Raw genomic sequence first — 17,890 nt, 5'->3', positions numbered from 1 at the left:
ATTCGCCGCCACACGATACCCCAGGGCATACCCGAAGCGCGCCGCCGCGTGGCAAATCCGGCTCAAAAGCGGGCCGAAACGCGCGACTCGTCGCGCCCATTCGCGCACGGCCGATTAAAGAAGAAATAATTCACTCTCACGAGCGCTAAAAAATAGAGTCTCTTTCGCTGCGCGGCATCCGTGACCCCACCGCCCGCGCGCGAAGCCAGAACATTGGAGACTCCCCCATGACCGCTCGCCTGCCCATCGACGGCACGCCCGCTCTCGCCGACTACAAGCTTTCCGACAATCTCACCGCGACGCGCGGCCGGATCTTTCTGACCGGCACCCAGGCGCTCGTGCGCCTCGCGCTGATGCAGCGCGCGCTCGACAAGACCCGCAACCTGAACACGGCCGGTTTCATCAGCGGCTATCGCGGCTCGCCGCTCGGCATGGTCGATCAGCAGTTGTGGAAGGCGAAAAAACTGCTCGCCGCGAGCGACATCCGCTTTCTGCCCGCGATCAACGAAGAACTCGGCGGCACCGCCGTGCTCGGCACGCAGCGCGTCGAAGCCGATCCCGAGCGCACCGTCGAGGGCGTATTCGCGATGTGGTACGGCAAAGGCCCGGGCGTCGACCGCGCGGGCGATGCCTTGAAGCACGGCAACGCGTACGGCTCGTCGCCGCACGGCGGCGTGCTGGTAGTCGCGGGCGACGATCACGGCTGCGTGTCGTCGTCGATGCCGCATCAGAGCGACTTCGCGTTGATCGGCTGGCACATGCCGGTCGTGAATCCGTCGAACATCGCGGACATGCTCGAATTCGGCCTGTATGGCTGGGCGTTGTCGCGCTTCTCCGGTGCGTGGGTCGGCTACAAGGCCATTTCGGAGACCGTCGAATCGGGCTCGACCGTCGATCTCGACGCGCTGCAAACCGAATGGACACCGCCACCGGAATTCGAAGCACCAGCCGGCGGTCTGCACAACCGCTGGCCCGATCTGCCGAGTCTGACGATCGAAGCGCGTCTGCACGCGAAGCTCGACGCGGTGCGCCAGTTTGCGCGCATGAACAGCATCGACAAGTGGATCGCGCCGAGCCCGCACGCCAATGTCGGCATCGTCACCTGTGGCAAGGCGCATCTCGATCTGATGGAAGCGCTGCGCCGGCTCGATCTGACGGTCGCCGATCTCGACGCGGCCGGCGTGCGCATCTACAAGGTCGGGCTGTCGTTTCCGCTGGAGATGACGCGCATCGACGCGTTCGTGTCGGGTCTGTCCGAAGTGCTCGTGATCGAAGAGAAAGGCCCGGTCATCGAGCAACAGATCAAGGACTATCTGTACAACCGCACACAAGGCACACGGCCGGTCGTGGTCGGCAAGCACGCCGAAGATGGCACGTTGCTGCTGTCGTCGCTCGGCGAATTGCGGCCGTCGCGCATTCTCCCGGTGTTCGCGAACTGGCTCGCGAAGCACAAGCCGGCGCTCGATCGCCGTGAACGCGTCGTCGATCTGGTCGCGCCGCAGATCCTGTCGAACGCGGCGGACAGCGTGAAGCGCACGCCGTACTTCTGCTCCGGCTGCCCGCACAACACGTCGACGAAAGTGCCGGACGGCTCGATCGCGCAGGCGGGCATCGGCTGTCATTTCATGGCGTCGTGGATGGAGCGCGACACGACCGGGCTGATTCAGATGGGCGGCGAAGGCGTCGACTGGGCCGCGCATTCGATGTTCACGAAAACCCGCCACGTATTCCAGAATCTCGGCGACGGCACCTACTTTCACTCCGGCATTCTCGCGATCCGCCAGGCGGTCGCCGCGAACGCGACGATCACCTACAAGATCCTCTATAACGACGCGGTCGCGATGACGGGCGGCCAGCCGGTCGACGGCAGCATCTCGGTGCCGCAGATCGCGCGGCAGGTCGAAGCCGAGGGCGTGTCGCGCTTCGTCGTGGTCAGCGACGAGCCGGAGAAATACGACGGCCATCACGGCCAGTTTCCGCAGGGCACGACGTTTCACCATCGCAGCGAGATGGACGCGGTGCAGCGCCAGTTGCGCGATACCGACGGCGTGACCGTGCTGATCTACGACCAGACCTGTGCGGCCGAAAAACGCCGGCGCCGCAAGAAGGGCGAATTCCCCGACCCGAACAAACGGCTCTTCATCAACGAGGAAGTCTGCGAAGGCTGCGGCGATTGCGGCGTGCAGTCGAACTGTTTGTCGGTGGAACCGGTGGAAACCGCGCTCGGTCGCAAGCGCCGCATCGATCAGTCGTCGTGCAACAAGGACTACTCGTGCGTGAACGGCTTTTGCCCGAGCTTCGTCACCATCGAAGGCGGTACGCTGAAAAAAGCCGCAGGCGACGCGTTCGATCCGCAGGCGCTCGCCACGCACGTCGACGCGTTGCCGATTCCCGCGACGCAACTCGATGCCGCGCCGTACGACATCCTCATCACGGGTGTCGGCGGTACCGGCGTCGTGACGGTCGGCGCCTTGATCAGCATGGCCGCGCACCTCGAAGGCAAGAGCGCGTCGGTGCTCGACTTCATGGGCTTCGCGCAGAAGGGCGGCGCGGTGCTGTCGTTCGTTCGCTTTGCCGCCCGCGACGAATGGCTGAACCAGGTCCGCATCGACACGCAGCAGGCCGACGTGCTGCTCGCCTGTGACATGGTGGTCGGCGCGAGTGCCGATGCACTGCAGACGGTGCGACATGGCCGCACGCGCATCGTCGTCAACACGCATGCGATTCCGAACGCGAGCTTCGTGCAGAACCCGGATGCGACGCTGCACGCCGACGCGCTGATCGACAAGATGCGTCACGCGGCCGGCGAAGAGCGTATGTCGACATGCGACGCGCAAGCGCTCGCAACGCGTTTTCTCGGCGATACGATCGGCGCGAACATTCTGATGCTCGGCTTCGCGTGGCAGCTCGGTCTCGTGCCGGTGTCGTTCGCCGCGATGATGCGCGCGATCGAACTGAACAACGTCGCCGTGCAGATGAACCAGCTCGCGTTCTCGATCGGGCGCATGGCCGCGGCTGATCCCGCCGCGCTCGAATCGCTGTGGCAGTCGCGTCATGCACCGAAGCCGAGCGTGCGGGTCGATACGCTCGACGAGCTGATCGCCCATCGCGAAGCACGGCTGCTCGCGTATGGCGGCGCGGCTTATGTGAAGCGGTATCGCTCGCTCGTCGATGCGGCACGGCGCGCGGAATCCGCCGTCGATGCGGCGAGCGAGCGCGTGACGCGCGCGGTCGCGAGCACGTTCTACCGGCTGCTCGCGGTAAAGGATGAATACGAAGTTGCGCGTCTGCATGCGGATGCCGCGTTCCGCGATGCGCTCGAAGCGCAGTTCGAGGGCGTCGCCGGCAAGGACTTCACGATCCGCTTCAACCTCGCGCCGCCGACGCTCACGCGTGCGCAGCCCGGCGCCGTGCCGACGAAGAAAACCTATGGTCAGTGGATATGGCCCGTGCTCGGCCTGCTCGCGAAATGGCGCGGTCTGCGTGGCTCTGCGCTCGATCCGTTCGGCCGCACGCTCGAGCGCAAGATGGAGCGCGAGCTCGCGAGCGATTACGAAGCCACGCTGCACCGTGCGCTAGCGAAACTCGACGCGGGCCATCTCGACGACGTCGCGAAACTCGCTGAACTGCACGCGCGCGTGCGCGGGTATGGGCACGTGAAGCTGGCGAATCTGGCGGGGGTCAAGCGTGGTGAGCGAGACCTCGCCGCGCGCCTCGGCATCGATGCGGCGACGGGTGTCGCGGTGAAGAAGTCGCTCGAGGAGATGAAGGGCGCCGGGCAATTGCGCGGCATTCCGGTGGTGGTCGCGAAGTAAGCGGTTCGTTGCGCTGCTCACCGTTGCGTCGCGTCGAGCAGCGCCCTCACCTGCATCACCTTCGCCGGATCGACTGGCGCGAGTCCGTTGCCGTTCACGCGCACGCCGGAGCCGAAATGCACGGCCTCGACGTGCGTTTTGCTCACGAACTCCGCGACCGCATCGACCGTCAAGCCGGCACCGGCGAGCACCGTGCAATGCGAGCCGGCAGCCTGCCGCAGCAGTTCGCCGATCGTCGCTTGCGCCCGCAGCACCGACGGCTGTCCGCCCGACGTCAGCACATTCGTCACCGCCTCGAAACCGAGCAATACGTCGAGCGCTTCGCGCAGATCGCGCGCCTCGTCGAACGCGCGATGGAACGTGATCGCGAGTCCATCGGCAGCTTCGCACGCGCGCGCGAGACCTTCGCGGTCGATCGCCCGCTCGGCATCGAGCATGCCGATCACGATGCCGTTCGCGCCGGCCGCCTTGACGGCCCGGATGTCGCGCAGCATCACCGCGTAGTCGTCGGCGTCGTAGACGAACGCGCGGCTATGCGGCCGCACGATCACGTTCACGGGTACGCCGGCTGCCCGGACGCCGAGCGCTGAAACCACCGCCTCGATCAACCCCACACTCGGCGTCAATCCGCCCTCGCCCATCGCGCTCACGAGTTCGAGACGGTCGGCACCGGCCTGCGCGGCAGCGCGCGCATCGGCGACGGTCGTGGCAATCACTTCGAGCAGCACGGACATGAGCGCAACCTGGTGTCGTTGAAAACGACATCATGTCAGATGCGCGCGTCGCGTTCGTCTTCGACCCAGTCGATATCGCCGCACAGCACGCAGGTCTCGCTGCCGACGCGCGTTGCCACCGACAGCGTCACGCACGGCAACGCCTCGTTGATCGAGAGATACGGCCGCGTCACGTGCACCCGCTCCGGCGCATTGATCGCGACGCTGAAGTACGGCCGACGCAGCCAGTTCGCGCCCTGCGCGTCGGCGAGCGGCAGAAAGCGCGTTTCGTGCGCCGCGCGATCGGCGCGCAGCACGACGTTGCGGCCGGCCTGGCGCCCCTTCGCGTCGAGCAGAAAACAGCGCGCCACGTGATCGAGCGCGAGGAAATTCCAGCACACCTCGTCGAGCGGCTCACCGGCGGCGAGACGCTCCGCGGCGCGCTCGAACGCGCGCAGATACGGCGCGAGCTGACTCGCGCTGCGCCGCTCGCGTGCCTCGGCCTGCTCACGATAACGCTCGGTGACTTCGCCGATGCAAACCGCCGCGTGGATCGGATCGGCAACACCCGGATTCGGCCGGCCAAAGAAAAAGCCCTGCACGAAGTCGGCATTGCAGGCGAGCGCCATCTGCGCTTCGTGCTCGGTTTCGATGCCCTCGATCAGCACGAGCTTGCCCGCTTCATGCAGCATCGCCACGAGTCCCGGCAGGATCGTCGCCATGTCGGCGCGATGCGCGGCATGCGAGAGCATGACGCGGTCGAGCTTCACGATGTCGGGATTCAGTTGCCAGATCCGCTCGATGTTCGAATGGCCGGCGCCGAAATCATCGAGCGCGATCAGGAAGCCGCGCTCGCGAAACTCGCGCACCGCATCGGCGAGTCGATCGAGATCTTCGGCGCTCTGCTCGAGCACTTCGAGCACGACGCGCCGCGGCGACAGATCGAGCCGCCGCAGATTGGCGAGCAAAGCGGCCGCGAGATACGGGTCGGTCAGCACGCCCGGGTGCACGTTCAGGAACAACCATTCGCGCTCGGCGCCGAGTACCTTGAAGTTCTCCAGATGCAGCGTCTGCGCCAGCCGGTCGACCTGCAGCGCGTCGCCGAGGCGCGCGGCCTCGCCGAACACATCGAGCGGCGACACCGCGCGATCGAGCGCGTCGTGCGCGCGCAGCAAGCCCTCATAGCCGACCGCGCGCAGGTGCGACAGACTGAAAATCGGCTGGAACACGCTGGTAAGCGTCAGTTCGCCGTGCTGCACCGAATAGCGTTGAAGGCCCGAGCTCACCTCGACCTCGAAGCCGTGCGGCATGCTCGCCGCCCTGTCCTGTTGCGCAATCGTCATGCAATCCTCTCACGCGAGAGCCGGCCGGTTCGAACGCGACCGGCAACGAGCTCTCAAAATGTGCGTCATCGTTACCGGTTAAGCAAGGTCCATGCGCACGCTGGCGCACACTGCGCTGTAACTCGGCCGAAAGATTGCACCGGCGACAGCGCTCGTGCGCTGCCCGTGGGCGTCGCGCGCACCGTTGCGGTGCACCGATCCGCAGGCCGCGTCGCGGCGAAGCTCGCGGCAACTGCGCGCGCCGCCGGGCTACACTCGACCCTGCGCATCGCGCCCTCTCCCGGGACACCCCCTCATCCCCCGAAACACACGATGGAAATTGTCTTTACCGTCCTGATCCTGCTACTCGCCGTCGCCGCGTCCGGCATGCTGACCCGCGCGCTGCCGTTCAAGCTGCCGCTGCCGCTCGTGCAGATCGCGATCGGCGCGATGCTCGCGTGGCCGCGCCTCGAATTGCACGTCGCGTTCGATCCGGAAATCTTCATGCTGCTGTTCATTCCGCCGCTGCTGTTCGCGGACGGCTGGCGCATCCCGAAGCGCGAGTTCTTCATGGCGCGCCGCGCGATCCTGATGCTCGCGCTAGGCCTCGTGTTCATGACGGTGCTGGTGGTCGGTCACTTCGTGCACGCGCTGGTGCCGCAGATCTCGCTGCCGGTCGCATTCGCGCTCGCCGCCGTGTTGTCGCCGACCGACGCGGTCGCGCTGTCCGGCATCGCCGGCAAGGGCAAGATTCCGGTGCAGCTGATGCATATCCTCGAAGGCGAGGCGCTGATGAACGACGCGTCAGGCCTCGTCGCGCTGAAGTTCGCGATCGCCGCCGCGCTGACCGGCGCGTTCTCGCTGCGTGAAGCGTCGGTGAGCTTCGTGATCATCGCGGTGGGCGGCCTCGCGGTCGGCGCGGCGGTGAGCGCGGTGTTCAGCTTCGTGTCCGCGCGCTTCCTGAATCTCACCGAAGAAGGCGATCCCGCGCCGGGCGTCGTGATGACCCTGCTGATTCCGTTCGCCGCCTATCTGACCGCCGAGCGCTTCGAGCTGTCGGGCGTTCTCGCCGCGGTCTCCGCCGGCATGATGATGAACTACGCGAGCATCACGGAAAAATGGCAGGTCGCCTCGCGCGTGCGGGCCTCGAGCACGTGGACGATGATCGAGTTCGTGTTCAACGGCATGGTGTTCATCATGCTCGGCCTGCAGTTTCCGCACATCCTCGGCCGCGCGCTGCTCGACGCGCACGAAACCAACGACGCGCAGGTTGCGCTGCTGATCGGCTATATCGTTGCGGTGGCGCTCGCGCTGTACGCGATGCGCTTCGCGTGGGTGTGGCTGCTGCGCTGGTTCGCGAGCCGCGGCGCGACGAAGCACGGCGTCGCGAACGCAGTGCCCGGGTTGCGCATGGCCTCGGTGACGACGGTGGCCGGCGTGCGCGGCGCGGTGACGCTCGCGGGCGTGCTGTCGCTGCCGGAGGTGCTGCCGAACGGCACGCCGCTGCCGGGACGCGATCTCGCGATCTTCATCGCGTCGGGCGTGATCCTGCTGTCGCTGCTGGTGGCGGTGGCCGCGTTGCCGCTGCTGCTGCGCGGCTGGCGGCGCGGCAAGGACCCGCATGCCGCCGAGGAAGCACTCGCGCGTACGCTCGCCGCGCAGTCGGCGATTCGCGCGGTCGATCATCTGCACGACACGGAATGCGCGGACCTCGAGGAATCGGCTCAGGCGTATGCGACCGATGTAACCGCGCGGGTGATGGACCTGTACCGCCGCCGCCTCGCGACGCTTGACGACGAACAGGCGCCACGCGAACTCGCGCGCCGTGCCGATGCCCTCGAATTCCGCATGAAGCTCGCGGCGATGCGCGCCGAGCGCAAGACGCTGCTCGACCTGCGCGACACCCAGCGCATCAACGACGAGACGCTGTACAAGCTGATGCGCGAGGTGGATCTGTCGGAGACGGCGCTGACCGCGCGCAAAAGGTAGGCGTTGGCTGCCGCATCGGCATCGGCACCGGCGCTCGACATGCCAGTGCCGATAAAAGACGCTCAGGCCACCGGCCCTTGCGTCGGCTTTCTTCTCAGCAGCGCGTACAGGATGATCGCGCCGAACGTCGCGGTGCCGATGCCGCCGAGCCCGAAGCTGCCGAGCTTCAGCGAGAAGTCGCCGGCGCCGAGCACGAGCGTGACGGCCGCGACGATCAGATTGCGGTTGTCGGAGAAGTCGACCTTGTTGACGACCCAGATGCGCGCGCCCGTCACCGCGATCAGCCCGAATACGACGATCGAGACACCGCCCAGCACCGGTCCCGGAATCGTCTGGATCACCGCGCCGAACTTCGGCGAGAAGCCGAGCACGAGGGCGATCAACGCGGCGATCACGAACACCAGCGTCGAATAGATCTTCGTGACCGCCATCACGCCGATGTTCTCCGCGTACGTGGTCACGCCGGTACCGCCCGCGAAGCCGGACACGATCGTCGCGAGCGCATCGCCGAGAAACGCGCGGCCGATGTAGCGGTCGAGGTTCTGGCCCGTCATCGCGCTGACGGCCTTGATGTGGCCGAGGTTTTCGGCGACGAGGATCACCGCGATCGGCGCGAGCAGCGTCATCGCGTGCGGGTCGAACACCGGCGACATGAAGTGCGGCATGCCGAACCACGCGGCATTCGCGACGATCGAGAAATCGATCGGCTTGCCCATGCCGAGGCCGTTCGTGACGATCGCGTAAATGACGTAGGCGAGCAGCAGGCCGACCAGGATCAGCAGACGCTGGAGCATGCCGCGCGTGAACACCGCGACCGCGCCGACGCACAGCACCGTGACGAGCGCCATCCACGACTCGAAATTGCTGCCGCTCACGCCATGCACGGCGATCGGCGCGAGGTTCAGACCGATCACGCAGACGATCGCGCCGGTCACGACCGGCGGCATCAGCGTTTCGATCCAGCCCGTGCCGACCGCCGCCACGATCAGGCCGATCACCCCGTACGCGACGCCGCACGCGATGATGCCGCCCAATGCGACCGCAATATTCGGGTTTGCGCCGTGTCCGCCGTAGCCGGTCACCGCGATCACTAGGCCGATGAACGCAAAGCTCGAACCGAGATAGCTCGGCACGCGCCCGCCGACGAGCACGAAGAACAGCAGCGTGCCGATCCCCGACATGAAGATGGCCAGGTTCGGATCGAAGCCCATCAGCAGCGGCGCAAGCACGGTCGAACCGAACATCGCGACGACGTGCTGGACGCCCATCGCGAACATCTGCGGCCACCCGAGCCGTTCGTCGATGCCGACGATGCCGCCTTCGGCGCCGGCAGGCTGGCGGCGCCAGCGGGGGAAATAGGATGCGGCCATCGCGGGGATTCTCCTCAGGGTCGGCGTGGTGTGTGCCGATCACGCGCTGCGGCGTGGGTCCGGCAAAAGTTACGCGCGAGTTTACGGAGAGCAATAAGGGCTGGCAAGCGGGCCGACAAGTGGCTCGGGAAACGAGCCCTGGAAGCGCGTCAATTCGTGCGGCGCGGGTCGGGGTCCGGCGTCACTGCGGCGCCGTCCCGCGCGGAGTGGTCCGTCGGCGCGCCGTACGGCATCACCCGATTGCGGCCGGCATCCTTCGCGCGATACAGCGCTTCGTCGGCGGCGTCGACGAGCGCGCGGCTCGTCGCGAGCGCCGCGCCCTGCGCGGTCGCAGCGCCTGCGCTCACCGTCAGCACGTGATGCGTGCTGGCCACATGGCGGCATTGCAGCGCCTGCACCGCCGCGCGGATCTGCTCGGCGATCCGCTGCGCGCCCGTCGCATCGGTGTCCGGCAGCAGCACCGCGAACTCCTCGCCGCCGAAGCGCGCGGCCGTATCGCCCGGACGTCGCACGTTCTGCGCGATACAGCGCGCGACGCCGATCAGCGCTTCGTCGCCGGCCGAATGGCCGTACAGGTCGTTGAAGCCCTTGAAGTTGTCGACATCGATCAGCAGCAGCGACAGCGGCCGGCCGGTGCGCTGCGCGCGTCGCCATTCGTCTTTCACGTGCTCCTCGAAGGCGCGGCGGTTGTTCAGGCCGGTCAGCCCGTCCGTGCGCGCCAGTTCGCGCAACTCTTCCTCGGCCGCGCGGCGCAGACGCAACTGGCGTGAGAACAGGATCGCGAGCGCGATGATCGTCACGTCGAGCGCGCCGATCAGCGTGCCGATGATCCATGCGCGCCGCCGCCACTCGACGTAGATGTCGCGCGTCGAGAGCGCGACGTCGAGGATCAGCGGAAAGCCGTCGATATGGCGGAACGCATACCAGCGCTCGACGCGATCGATCGCCGCCGTGCCGAAGAAGTCGCCGCTCGGCCGCTTGATGAAGCGCGAGAAGTTGGCCGTGCCGGTCAGGTTGATGCCGATCGTTTTCGGATCGTAAGGACGGCGCATCAACATCGTGCCGTCGCTGAGCATCAATGCCATCGAGCCGCTCGGCCCGAGCTTCATGCCGTCGAACAGCCGATGGAAATAGGTGAGGCGCAGCGTGCCGACCACCGCGCCGCCGAAGCTGCCGTCCGGCCTCGAGATGCGCCGGCTCAGCGCGATGCGCAGGTCGTCGTCGCTGCCGCTCGGGCTGAACGGATGGCTGATGTACAGGCCGACGTCGGGCGAAGCGCGCTGCGCCTTGAAGTAGTCGCGGTCCGCATGGTTGCTTGCGCGCGGCGGCCACGCGCGCGAATCGAAGCGCACGTTGCCGTTCTCGTCGAGCACGAATACCGAGCCCATGTCCTTTGCGCTGATCGAGCCGTCGAACAGCACCATCTGGCGGATCTCCGGCGGCAGATCGAGCACGCCCGGCTGCTTCAGTCCGTCGATCGCCGCGCGCAGCGACAGGTCGTAGATCTCGAGATTGCGCGACACGTCGCGCTGGACCAGCAGGGATATGTTGGCGATGGAGTCCTGCGCGCGCCGCAACGCATCTTCGCGCATCTGTGCGAGCAGCGACACGGCGATCGCGAGGATCGCGCCAGCCAGCAAGACACTGATTGCAATCACGTTGTTCGGTCGGCGCGTCACCATGCGTTTTTGGTTCTGACATGCGCTGAACGTCGCGCGTGAAGAAGCGGTCGCGTCTCGGCAATCACCGTCAAAACCGCGACCTACGAAAACGTGAGCGTAGCAGACATGGCGCGCAGGCAAACGTTTGCGTAGCCGGGTTTTTGCCCGCATGCACCGGAACGGCACGCCAGAAGTCCCGTCCGGCGGGGCTTGCGCCCGATCGTCAGATTATCCAGGCGCCGTCCAAATATTCGGATAGCAAATGCGAATTGGCCGGATAGTCGGCCTCGCCACTTGAGTATTCAATCGAGCCTGTCAGTTTCAAACGATTGGACACAAGGAGAGAGACACATCATGAGCGAGCAGCGCAGCGCCTCGGAATGGCGCGAATTCGTCAGCGGCTGTCTGGACTTCCGCCCCGCGGAAGGCGTGTACCGGATTGCCCGCGAAATGTTCACGGAGCCCGAGCTGTTCTCGCTCGAGATGGAGCACATCTTCGAGAAGGCCTGGATCTATGCGTGCCACGAAAGCGAGATCCCCAACAGGAACGATTTCCTGACGATGCGCGCGGGCCGCCAGCCGCTGATCATCTCGCGCGACGGCGCCGGCAACCTGAACGCGATGATCAACGCGTGCCAGCACCGCGGTGCGACGCTCACGCGTATGACCAAGGGCAACCAGTCGACCTTCACGTGCCCATTCCATGCATGGTGCTACAAGAACGACGGCCGGCTCGTGAAGGTGAAGGCGCCGGGCGAATACTGCGACGACTTCGACAAATCGGTGCGCGGCCTGAAGAAAGCGCGCATCGCGAGCTACAAGGGCTTCGTGTTCGTGAGCCTCGACGTCGACGGCATCGACACGCTCGAAGACTATCTCGGCGACGCGCGCATCTTCTTCGACATGATGGTCGCGCAGTCGCCGACCGGCGAGCTCGAAGTGCTGCCCGGCAAGTCGACCTACACCTTCGACGGCAACTGGAAGCTGCAGAACGAGAACGGTCTCGACGGCTATCACGTGAGCACCGTGCACTACAACTACGTGGCGACCGTGCAGCACCGCATCGAGGCGAATGCGAAGAAAGGGGATAACCCCGGCGGCACGCTCGACTACAGCAAGCTCGGCGCGGGCGACAGCGAAACCGACGACGGCTGGTTCGCGTTCAGGAATGGCCACAGCGTGCTGTTCAGCGACATGCCGAATCCGCAAGTGCGTCCCGGCTACGAGAGCGTGATGCCGCGGCTCGTCGAAGCCTACGGCCAGGACAAGGCCGAATGGATGATGCACCGGCTGCGCAATCTGAATGTCTACCCGAGTCTGTTCTTCATGGACCAGATCAGCTCGCAGCTGCGCATCGTGCGGCCGGTCGCGTGGAACAAGACCGAGGTCATCAGCCAGTGCATCGGCGTGAAGGGCGAATCGGCGAAGGATCGCGAGAACCGCATCCGTCAGTTCGAAGACTTCTTCAACGTGTCCGGCATGGGCACGCCCGACGATCTCGTCGAGTTCCGCGAGCAGCAGCGCGGCTTCCAGGCGCGCCTCGAACGCTGGAGCGACATCTCGCGCGGGCATCACAAGTGGGCCAGCGGCACGACCGCGAACACCACGCTGCTCGGCATCGAGCCGAATCTGACCGGCACCGAGCTGACCCACGAAGGGCTTTACGTGAACCAGCACGGCACCTGGCGCGACACGATCCTCAAGGGTCTCGACAAATCCATCGAATCGCAGGGAGAGCAGGCATGAGCCAACTCCAACACTCCGTCGAGCAGTTTCTGTATCTGAAGGCCGATCTGTGCGACAAACAGCAATGGGACGAATACCTCGATTTATTCGATCCGCAGAGCGTGTTCCATGTGCCGCAGTGGGATTCCGAGCACGTGTACACGACCGATCCGAAGCAAGGCATGTCGCTGATTTACTACTCGGATCGCGCCGGTCTCGAAGACCGCGTGTTCCGGCTGCGCACCGGCAAGTCGGCCGCGTCGACACCGCTGCCGCGCACGATGCATCAGATCAGTAACGTGCGACTGAGCGAGCGCGAAGATTCGAGCGTCGAAGCGAACGTGAACTGGTCGACGCTGTACACGCGTCACGGCTCGACCGACTACTTCTACGGCCGCGCGGTGTACGACCTGCAAGCGTCGGGCGATAGCTGGAAGATCCAGCGCAAGCACGTGCTGCTGCTGAACGACCACATCAACGCGGTGCTGGATTTCTACCATCTGTGAGCCGGGAGCACGACGATGAAACATAAGGTCGCGTTGAGCTTCGCCGATGGCAAAACCGCGTTCTTCGATGTGAGCCCGAACGAGCTGCTGCTCGACGCGGCGCTGAAGAACGGCGTGAACATTCCGCTCGACTGCCGCGAAGGCGTGTGCGGCACCTGCCAGGGGCGCTGCGAATCGGGCGACTACACGCTCGATTACGTCGACGAGGAAACGCTCAGCGAAGAGGACCTCGCGCAGCGCAAGATCCTCTCGTGCCAGACGCGCGTGAAGTCGGATGCGTCGTTCTATTTCGACTTCGACTCCACGCTGTGCGAAGGCGCCGGCACGAGCACCGTGTGCGCGAGCGTGGTCGGCGTCGAGCTGGTGTCGGCGACGACCGCGATTCTGCGTGTCGATGCGAGCGCGCATGAGCGTCAGCTCGATTTTCTGCCGGGCCAGTATGCGCGCGTGAAGGTGCCCGGCACCGAAGAATGGCGTTCGTACTCGTTCGCGAATCATCCGAACCCGCGCAACGAGTTGCAATTCCTGATCCGTCTGCTGCCCGACGGCATGATGAGCAACTATCTGCGCGAACGTTGCAAGGCCGGTGATCCGGTCGAGTTCGAGGCGCCGCTCGGCGCGTTCTATCTGCGCCAGGTCGAGCGTCCGCTCGTGATGGTGGCGGGCGGCACGGGACTCTCTGCCTTCCTCGGCATGCTCGACGACATCTCGGCGAAACGCAATGTCGCGCATCCGGTGCATCTGTACTACGGCGTCACGAATGCAGCCGATCTGTGCGAGACCGAGCGCATCAACGGCTACAAGGCGAGCATCGAAGGATTCGCGGTCGAGACGGTCGTGATGAATCCGGCGCCGGGATGGTCGGGCAAGACCGGGCTGATTCCCGAGCATTTCGACCGCTCGTTTCTCGAATCGAATGGCTTCGACATGTACGTGTGCGGACCGCCGCCGATGGTCGAAGCGATCAAGACCTGGCTCACCGAACAGGGTATTCAGGATTACCGGCTGTTTTACGAGAAGTTCGGCGAAAGCAACGCGCGATAGGACGTTCTAACGCCGCGCCGCGCGCTTCAGCGTCTCGGATGGCGACTCGCCGAACAACGCCTTGTACTCGGTCGAGAAACGGCCGAGATGCGACATCCCCCAGCCCAACGCCACCGACGAGATATTGCGCACCGAGCGGTCGTCGAGAATATCGCGCCGCGCCGATTCGAGCCGGTAGCGTTTCAGATACGCGATCGGCGCGCAGCCAAAATATTGACGGAAGCCGTCGAACAGCTTGAAGCGCGACACACCCGACGCGCGCTCGATGTCTTCGAGCGTGATCGGCTCGCGCGCGTTGTCGTGGATGAACTGGCGCGCGCGGGTCAGATAATGCGGTGGCGTCGGTGCGGTCGCGTTGGCCAGCAGTTCCGAATAGTTATGCGGCTGCGACAGCAGCAGCCCCTTCAGCAACGTCAGTTCGAACTCGCTGGACATGTAAAGCTGCCCCAGCGACGGTCCCGAGCGCTCCATCTCGCCGGCCAGGAACTTGACCATGCGCCACCACGATGCCTGATCGCCGGCGGCTGCGTCCATGTCGGGCTGGAACATGAGCGGCGCTTCGACGGGGCGTTGCAGCATCGTCTGCAGCACCTGTTGGAGCGCGGAGCGAGGAATCGCGACGTGCAGCTTGCGGCAATTGCCGGTGATCGCGAGATCCTGCGATTCCTGCGGACTGACGATCAGACCGCGATCCTGATCCGACAACCACCTCTTGCCGTGTGCTGCGAGCTCCTGTTGACCGACCATCGGCAGGCTCACGCTGTAGCAGTTCAGCGGACTGCTCTCGCTCACCGCGACCGTCACGTCGGTGCCGTATTCGACGTAGCCTATCGTCGTCGCCATCGAACGAAGTACGGTGCCGGACTGGTGGAAGCGCAAGCGCTCCGGGTGACTGACCTGGAGGCCGTGGGGGCCGCAGATGGATGCCATCCAGTTGCGGGCGCCGTCGAGGTCGTTTAACGCGGCACGGAGGTCGCGATTGCCGGGGTCCGGAGTTGACATACGTGGAGACGAGCTATTGAGGTGCGTGCCCCGAGGGGAGACAGTCCATCTGGGCGCAGAACGGGGGACATGATGGGTTTGGCTAAGCCTACCTCAACCGTGACCGCTCCGGGTGGATGAATGAGACATTGTCGTCGGGTAAACCACCGCTGTGCTGCATGGAGAATTGCTGACAAATGGAAAAGAGACCAAACTCGAACGAAAGGCGACGCATTCATCACGCATTTAAATACGCGCAAAACCGTGCAAGCTTCTATCGGTCATTTGCGTTGCCAGTTGCGCAGAAGGGCAGCGCGGTGGCTGGCGCGAGGTCGTCAACACGACGCAGCACGTCAGCGACAGCTCGACGAAGATCGGGGCCATCATGGCGATCACCGAGGTGGTGTTGCGTTTCAGACCAACATTCTCGCGCTAAACGCGGCCAGCTCGTCGAGCGCAGCCAAGGAGATCAAGGACCCGATCGCGACGTCGGTCGACCGGATCCGCGACGGCTCGGCGCTCGCTGGCGAAGGGGGAGAACGATGAACGAGGTCATGCACGCCGTCGCACGCGCGACCGACTTGATCGCAGAGGGGTGGGATAAGTTCTGACCGGTGCTTTTTCGCCTGCGCGTCGCGCCTGCTGTTCCCGAAGGCACGGCATGCGGTCATCTCGTTCATCGAGGGCAATGACGATGTGCGTTTGTCGATATAGAAAGACAAAAACCGGCGGGAGGCCGGATTTCGTTTTGAGGAGGAGGATCGAACTCCCGACCTTCGCATTGCGAACGCGACGCTCTCCCAGCTGAGCTACCCCCCCAATACAAAAATAATTCTAGCACAGCCATTTTCCCTTTTGCCAAGCCTCCAGCCCCGGGAAAACCTCATCTGGACGGCGCGCCCGCGAGCACCCAGTCGACCACCGCGCGGATATCCGCATCGCTCATCGATTGATGGGCCGGCATCGGAATCATGCCCCATACGCCGGAGCCGCCGTCCTTCACCTTGCGCGCGAGTTTGGCCGGCGCCTGCGCGTCGCCCTTGTACTTCGCGGCGATTTGCTGGAACGACGGACCAACCAGCTTGCGATCGACGGCGTGACAGCCCATGCACGCATTGGCGGCGGCGACCTGCTGGCCGCGCGGCGCCTCGGCCGCGCGAACAACCGACGTCATCGTGCCCGCCAGCGCGCCCACCACCAACGCGAACACGACACCCGCACGCGTCATACCGCGCATCAAGGCACCGCCTTCGAATTACCCGGCCGCACCGACGTCGACGAGTTGACCGGCGCAGGCGCCTGCTGATCGAGCGGCCGCGCGCTCACCGACGAATCGGGAATCGCGCCGACCGTCGGCTCGCTGACCTCGGGCTGCGAGGCGGCCACCGGCGCCGTCGCACCGGCGGCCGCAGCAGCTTCGGCTTCCTGCGGCTGGATGTACTGGAACACCTTGACCACCTCCACGACGCCCGGCACGCGGCTCGTGACGTCGGCGCCGATATTGCCCTCATTCATCGTGACGAGGCCCATCAGATAGACGTTGCCGCGCTCGGCCACGACCTTGAAATTGTTCGCCGAAATGTTCTTCTCGGCGATCAGAGCGGTCTTCACGCGCGTTTCGAGGTAGGTGTCGTTGGTGCGCGACGAGAACGAGCTCGCCGGCGCGATCGCCAGTTCATTGACGATCGTATTCACGTTGTTCATGTTCCGCACGATGCTCTCGGCACGCTGCTTCGACGCCTCGCCCGCGACCTCGCCGGTCAGCAGCACGCGGCGGTTGAACACCGTGATGTTGACGTGCGCGGAGTCCGGCAGATTCTGGCTGATCTGCGACAGCGCCTTCACCTGAATCTCGCGATCCTCGGTCTGCGCGCCGAGCGTGCGGCGGTCGGTCGCCATCAGCGCACCGCCGCCCGCCGCGGCCCCGACAGCGAGAAAGCAGCCTTGCAGCGTGGCCGACAGGCCCGCCGCGACCCCGACCACGAGCACGGTTCTCACCAGTGTCTTCTTGATGCGGAAAACGCTCATCAACTAGCTCTCCTTCGAAATCAGTCTCAGTCTTCGCCGAGCAACATGGCATCGATGCCGTCGCACAGGCAATGGATGGTCAGCAGGTGCACTTCCTGGATGCGCGCCGTGCGGTCGGACGGCACGCACACGTGGATGTCGGTGTCGCTCAGCACCTCCTGCGCGCGTCCGCCGCCCTTGCCGGTCAGCGCAACGACGATCATTTCGCGCTCATGCGCGGCTTCGATCGCGGCCAGCACGTTCGCGGAATTGCCGGATGTGGTGATCGCGAGCAACACGTCACCGGGCTGACCGAGCGCCCAGACCTGTTTCGCGTAGATCTGTTCGAACGAATAGTCATTGGCGATCGCGGTGAGCACGGAGGTGTCGGTGCTGAGCGCAATGGCCGGCAGACCTGGCCGCTCACGCTCGAAGCGGCCGATCAGCTCGGCCGCGAAATGCTGCGCGTCGGCGGCCGATCCGCCGTTGCCGCACGCGAGGATGCGATTGCCGTTGGCGAGCGCGGCGAACATCGTGTCGATCGCGACGGCGATCGGCATCGACAGGGTTTCGAGGGCTTCGAGTTTGACTGCCGCGCTGTCGCGGAAGTGTTGTTGGATGCGTTCGACTGACATCGAGTCTCTATCTTGTACCGCGAATGGACCGCACTGCGCGGCCGTGTTGTGAAGTCATACTGCCAGGCTGTGGCCGCCGATGAGTTCGCGCGGCACGCGAGCGCAAGTTTATCGCACTCACG

Annotated in this window: 13 protein-coding genes, 1 tRNA gene and 1 pseudogene; 6 read left to right on the top strand and 9 right to left on the bottom strand. The window is 65.2% G+C overall.

All coding sequences use genetic code 11. The features are described 5' to 3' along the window. The first annotated feature begins 227 nt into the window (after nucleotides 1–227). Nucleotides 228–3,815 (top strand): indolepyruvate ferredoxin oxidoreductase family protein, encoded by a 3,588-nt coding sequence (locus HDG37_RS21950; RefSeq protein ID WP_184051246.1) that lies wholly within the window; start codon nucleotides 228–230, stop codon nucleotides 3,813–3,815. Nucleotides 3,816–3,832: 17 nt separating this feature from the next. On the opposite strand, the gene HDG37_RS21945 is transcribed toward HDG37_RS21950, so the two are convergent. After that, nucleotides 3,833–4,549 (bottom strand): copper homeostasis protein CutC, encoded by a 717-nt coding sequence (locus tag HDG37_RS21945; RefSeq protein ID WP_184051244.1) that lies wholly within the window; start codon nucleotides 4,547–4,549, stop codon nucleotides 3,833–3,835. Between the two features lie 35 nt (nucleotides 4,550–4,584). Then, complete coding sequence (locus tag HDG37_RS21940) at nucleotides 4,585–5,871, bottom strand: EAL domain-containing protein (RefSeq protein WP_184051242.1); 1,287 nt, start codon at nucleotides 5,869–5,871, stop codon at nucleotides 4,585–4,587. A gap of 312 nt (nucleotides 5,872–6,183) precedes the next feature. On the opposite strand from HDG37_RS21940, the gene HDG37_RS21935 reads away from it, so the two are divergent. After that, nucleotides 6,184–7,839 carry a Na+/H+ antiporter gene (locus tag HDG37_RS21935; protein ID WP_184051240.1) on the top strand — a complete coding sequence of 552 codons (1,656 nt, stop codon included), beginning with the start codon at nucleotides 6,184–6,186 and terminating at the stop codon, nucleotides 7,837–7,839. Nucleotides 7,840–7,901: 62 nt separating this feature from the next. On the opposite strand, the gene HDG37_RS21930 is transcribed toward HDG37_RS21935, so the two are convergent. Both HDG37_RS21930 and HDG37_RS21925 read right to left on the bottom strand, forming a co-directional pair. Beyond that, nucleotides 7,902–9,209, bottom strand: coding sequence for a solute carrier family 23 protein (locus tag HDG37_RS21930; protein WP_184051238.1), 1,308 nt, complete (start codon nucleotides 9,207–9,209; stop codon nucleotides 7,902–7,904). Between the two features lie 149 nt (nucleotides 9,210–9,358). Beyond that, nucleotides 9,359–10,891 (bottom strand): diguanylate cyclase, encoded by a 1,533-nt coding sequence (locus tag HDG37_RS21925; RefSeq protein WP_184051236.1) that lies wholly within the window; start codon nucleotides 10,889–10,891, stop codon nucleotides 9,359–9,361. A gap of 333 nt (nucleotides 10,892–11,224) precedes the next feature. Here HDG37_RS21925 and antA point away from each other — a divergent pair, with 333 nt between their 5' ends. The 3 genes from antA to antC are packed head-to-tail and all read left to right on the top strand — an operon-like array spanning nucleotide 11,225 to nucleotide 14,145. Continuing rightward, nucleotides 11,225–12,616, top strand: a complete 1,392-nt coding sequence (gene antA, locus HDG37_RS21920) for an anthranilate 1,2-dioxygenase large subunit (protein WP_184051234.1) — start codon at nucleotides 11,225–11,227, stop codon at nucleotides 12,614–12,616. Then, nucleotides 12,613–13,101 carry an anthranilate 1,2-dioxygenase small subunit gene (gene antB, locus HDG37_RS21915; protein ID WP_184051232.1) on the top strand — a complete coding sequence of 163 codons (489 nt, stop codon included), beginning with the start codon at nucleotides 12,613–12,615 and terminating at the stop codon, nucleotides 13,099–13,101. Before antA ends, antB begins: the two co-directional genes overlap by 4 nt. A gap of 15 nt (nucleotides 13,102–13,116) precedes the next feature. Then, nucleotides 13,117–14,145, top strand: a complete 1,029-nt coding sequence (gene antC / locus HDG37_RS21910; protein WP_184051230.1) for an anthranilate 1,2-dioxygenase electron transfer component AntC — start codon at nucleotides 13,117–13,119, stop codon at nucleotides 14,143–14,145. A gap of 6 nt (nucleotides 14,146–14,151) precedes the next feature. Here the strand turns inward: antC and HDG37_RS21905 are convergent, their stop codons facing one another. Next, nucleotides 14,152–15,147 carry an AraC family transcriptional regulator gene (locus HDG37_RS21905; protein ID WP_184051227.1) on the bottom strand — a complete coding sequence of 332 codons (996 nt, stop codon included), beginning with the start codon at nucleotides 15,145–15,147 and terminating at the stop codon, nucleotides 14,152–14,154. Nucleotides 15,148–15,392: 245 nt separating this feature from the next. On the opposite strand from HDG37_RS21905, the pseudogene HDG37_RS39445 reads away from it, so the two are divergent. Continuing rightward, a pseudogene (locus HDG37_RS39445) lies at nucleotides 15,393–15,719 on the top strand (methyl-accepting chemotaxis protein); the annotation flags it as partial. A 156-nt stretch (nucleotides 15,720–15,875) separates the two neighbouring features. Here HDG37_RS39445 and HDG37_RS21900 read toward each other — a convergent pair. The 4 genes from HDG37_RS21900 to HDG37_RS21885 form a co-directional block, all read right to left on the bottom strand. After that, nucleotides 15,876–15,945, bottom strand: a tRNA-Ala gene (locus HDG37_RS21900). Nucleotides 15,946–16,009: 64 nt separating this feature from the next. Continuing rightward, on the bottom strand, nucleotides 16,010–16,363 hold the full coding sequence (locus tag HDG37_RS21895; RefSeq protein WP_184051225.1) for a c-type cytochrome: 354 nt from the start codon (nucleotides 16,361–16,363) through the stop codon (nucleotides 16,010–16,012). Beyond that, nucleotides 16,363–17,154, bottom strand: coding sequence for a BON domain-containing protein (locus tag HDG37_RS21890; RefSeq protein WP_184051223.1), 792 nt, complete (start codon nucleotides 17,152–17,154; stop codon nucleotides 16,363–16,365). The genes HDG37_RS21895 and HDG37_RS21890 overlap by 1 nt, the downstream gene beginning before the upstream one ends. A 26-nt stretch (nucleotides 17,155–17,180) precedes the next feature. Beyond that, the gene (locus tag HDG37_RS21885; protein ID WP_184002795.1) at nucleotides 17,181–17,768 is read right to left on the bottom strand and encodes a phosphoheptose isomerase; all 588 of its coding nucleotides are present in this window, start codon (nucleotides 17,766–17,768) and stop codon (nucleotides 17,181–17,183) included. Nucleotides 17,769–17,890 lie beyond the last annotated feature (122 nt).

Origin of the sequence: Paraburkholderia sp. MM5384-R2, assembly GCF_014201025.1 — a bacterium.
Classification (GTDB): Bacteria; Pseudomonadota; Gammaproteobacteria; order Burkholderiales; family Burkholderiaceae; genus Paraburkholderia; species Paraburkholderia tuberum.
Note: the sequence above shows the minus strand (reverse complement) of the source record. Positions and strands in the feature narration are given on the sequence as shown.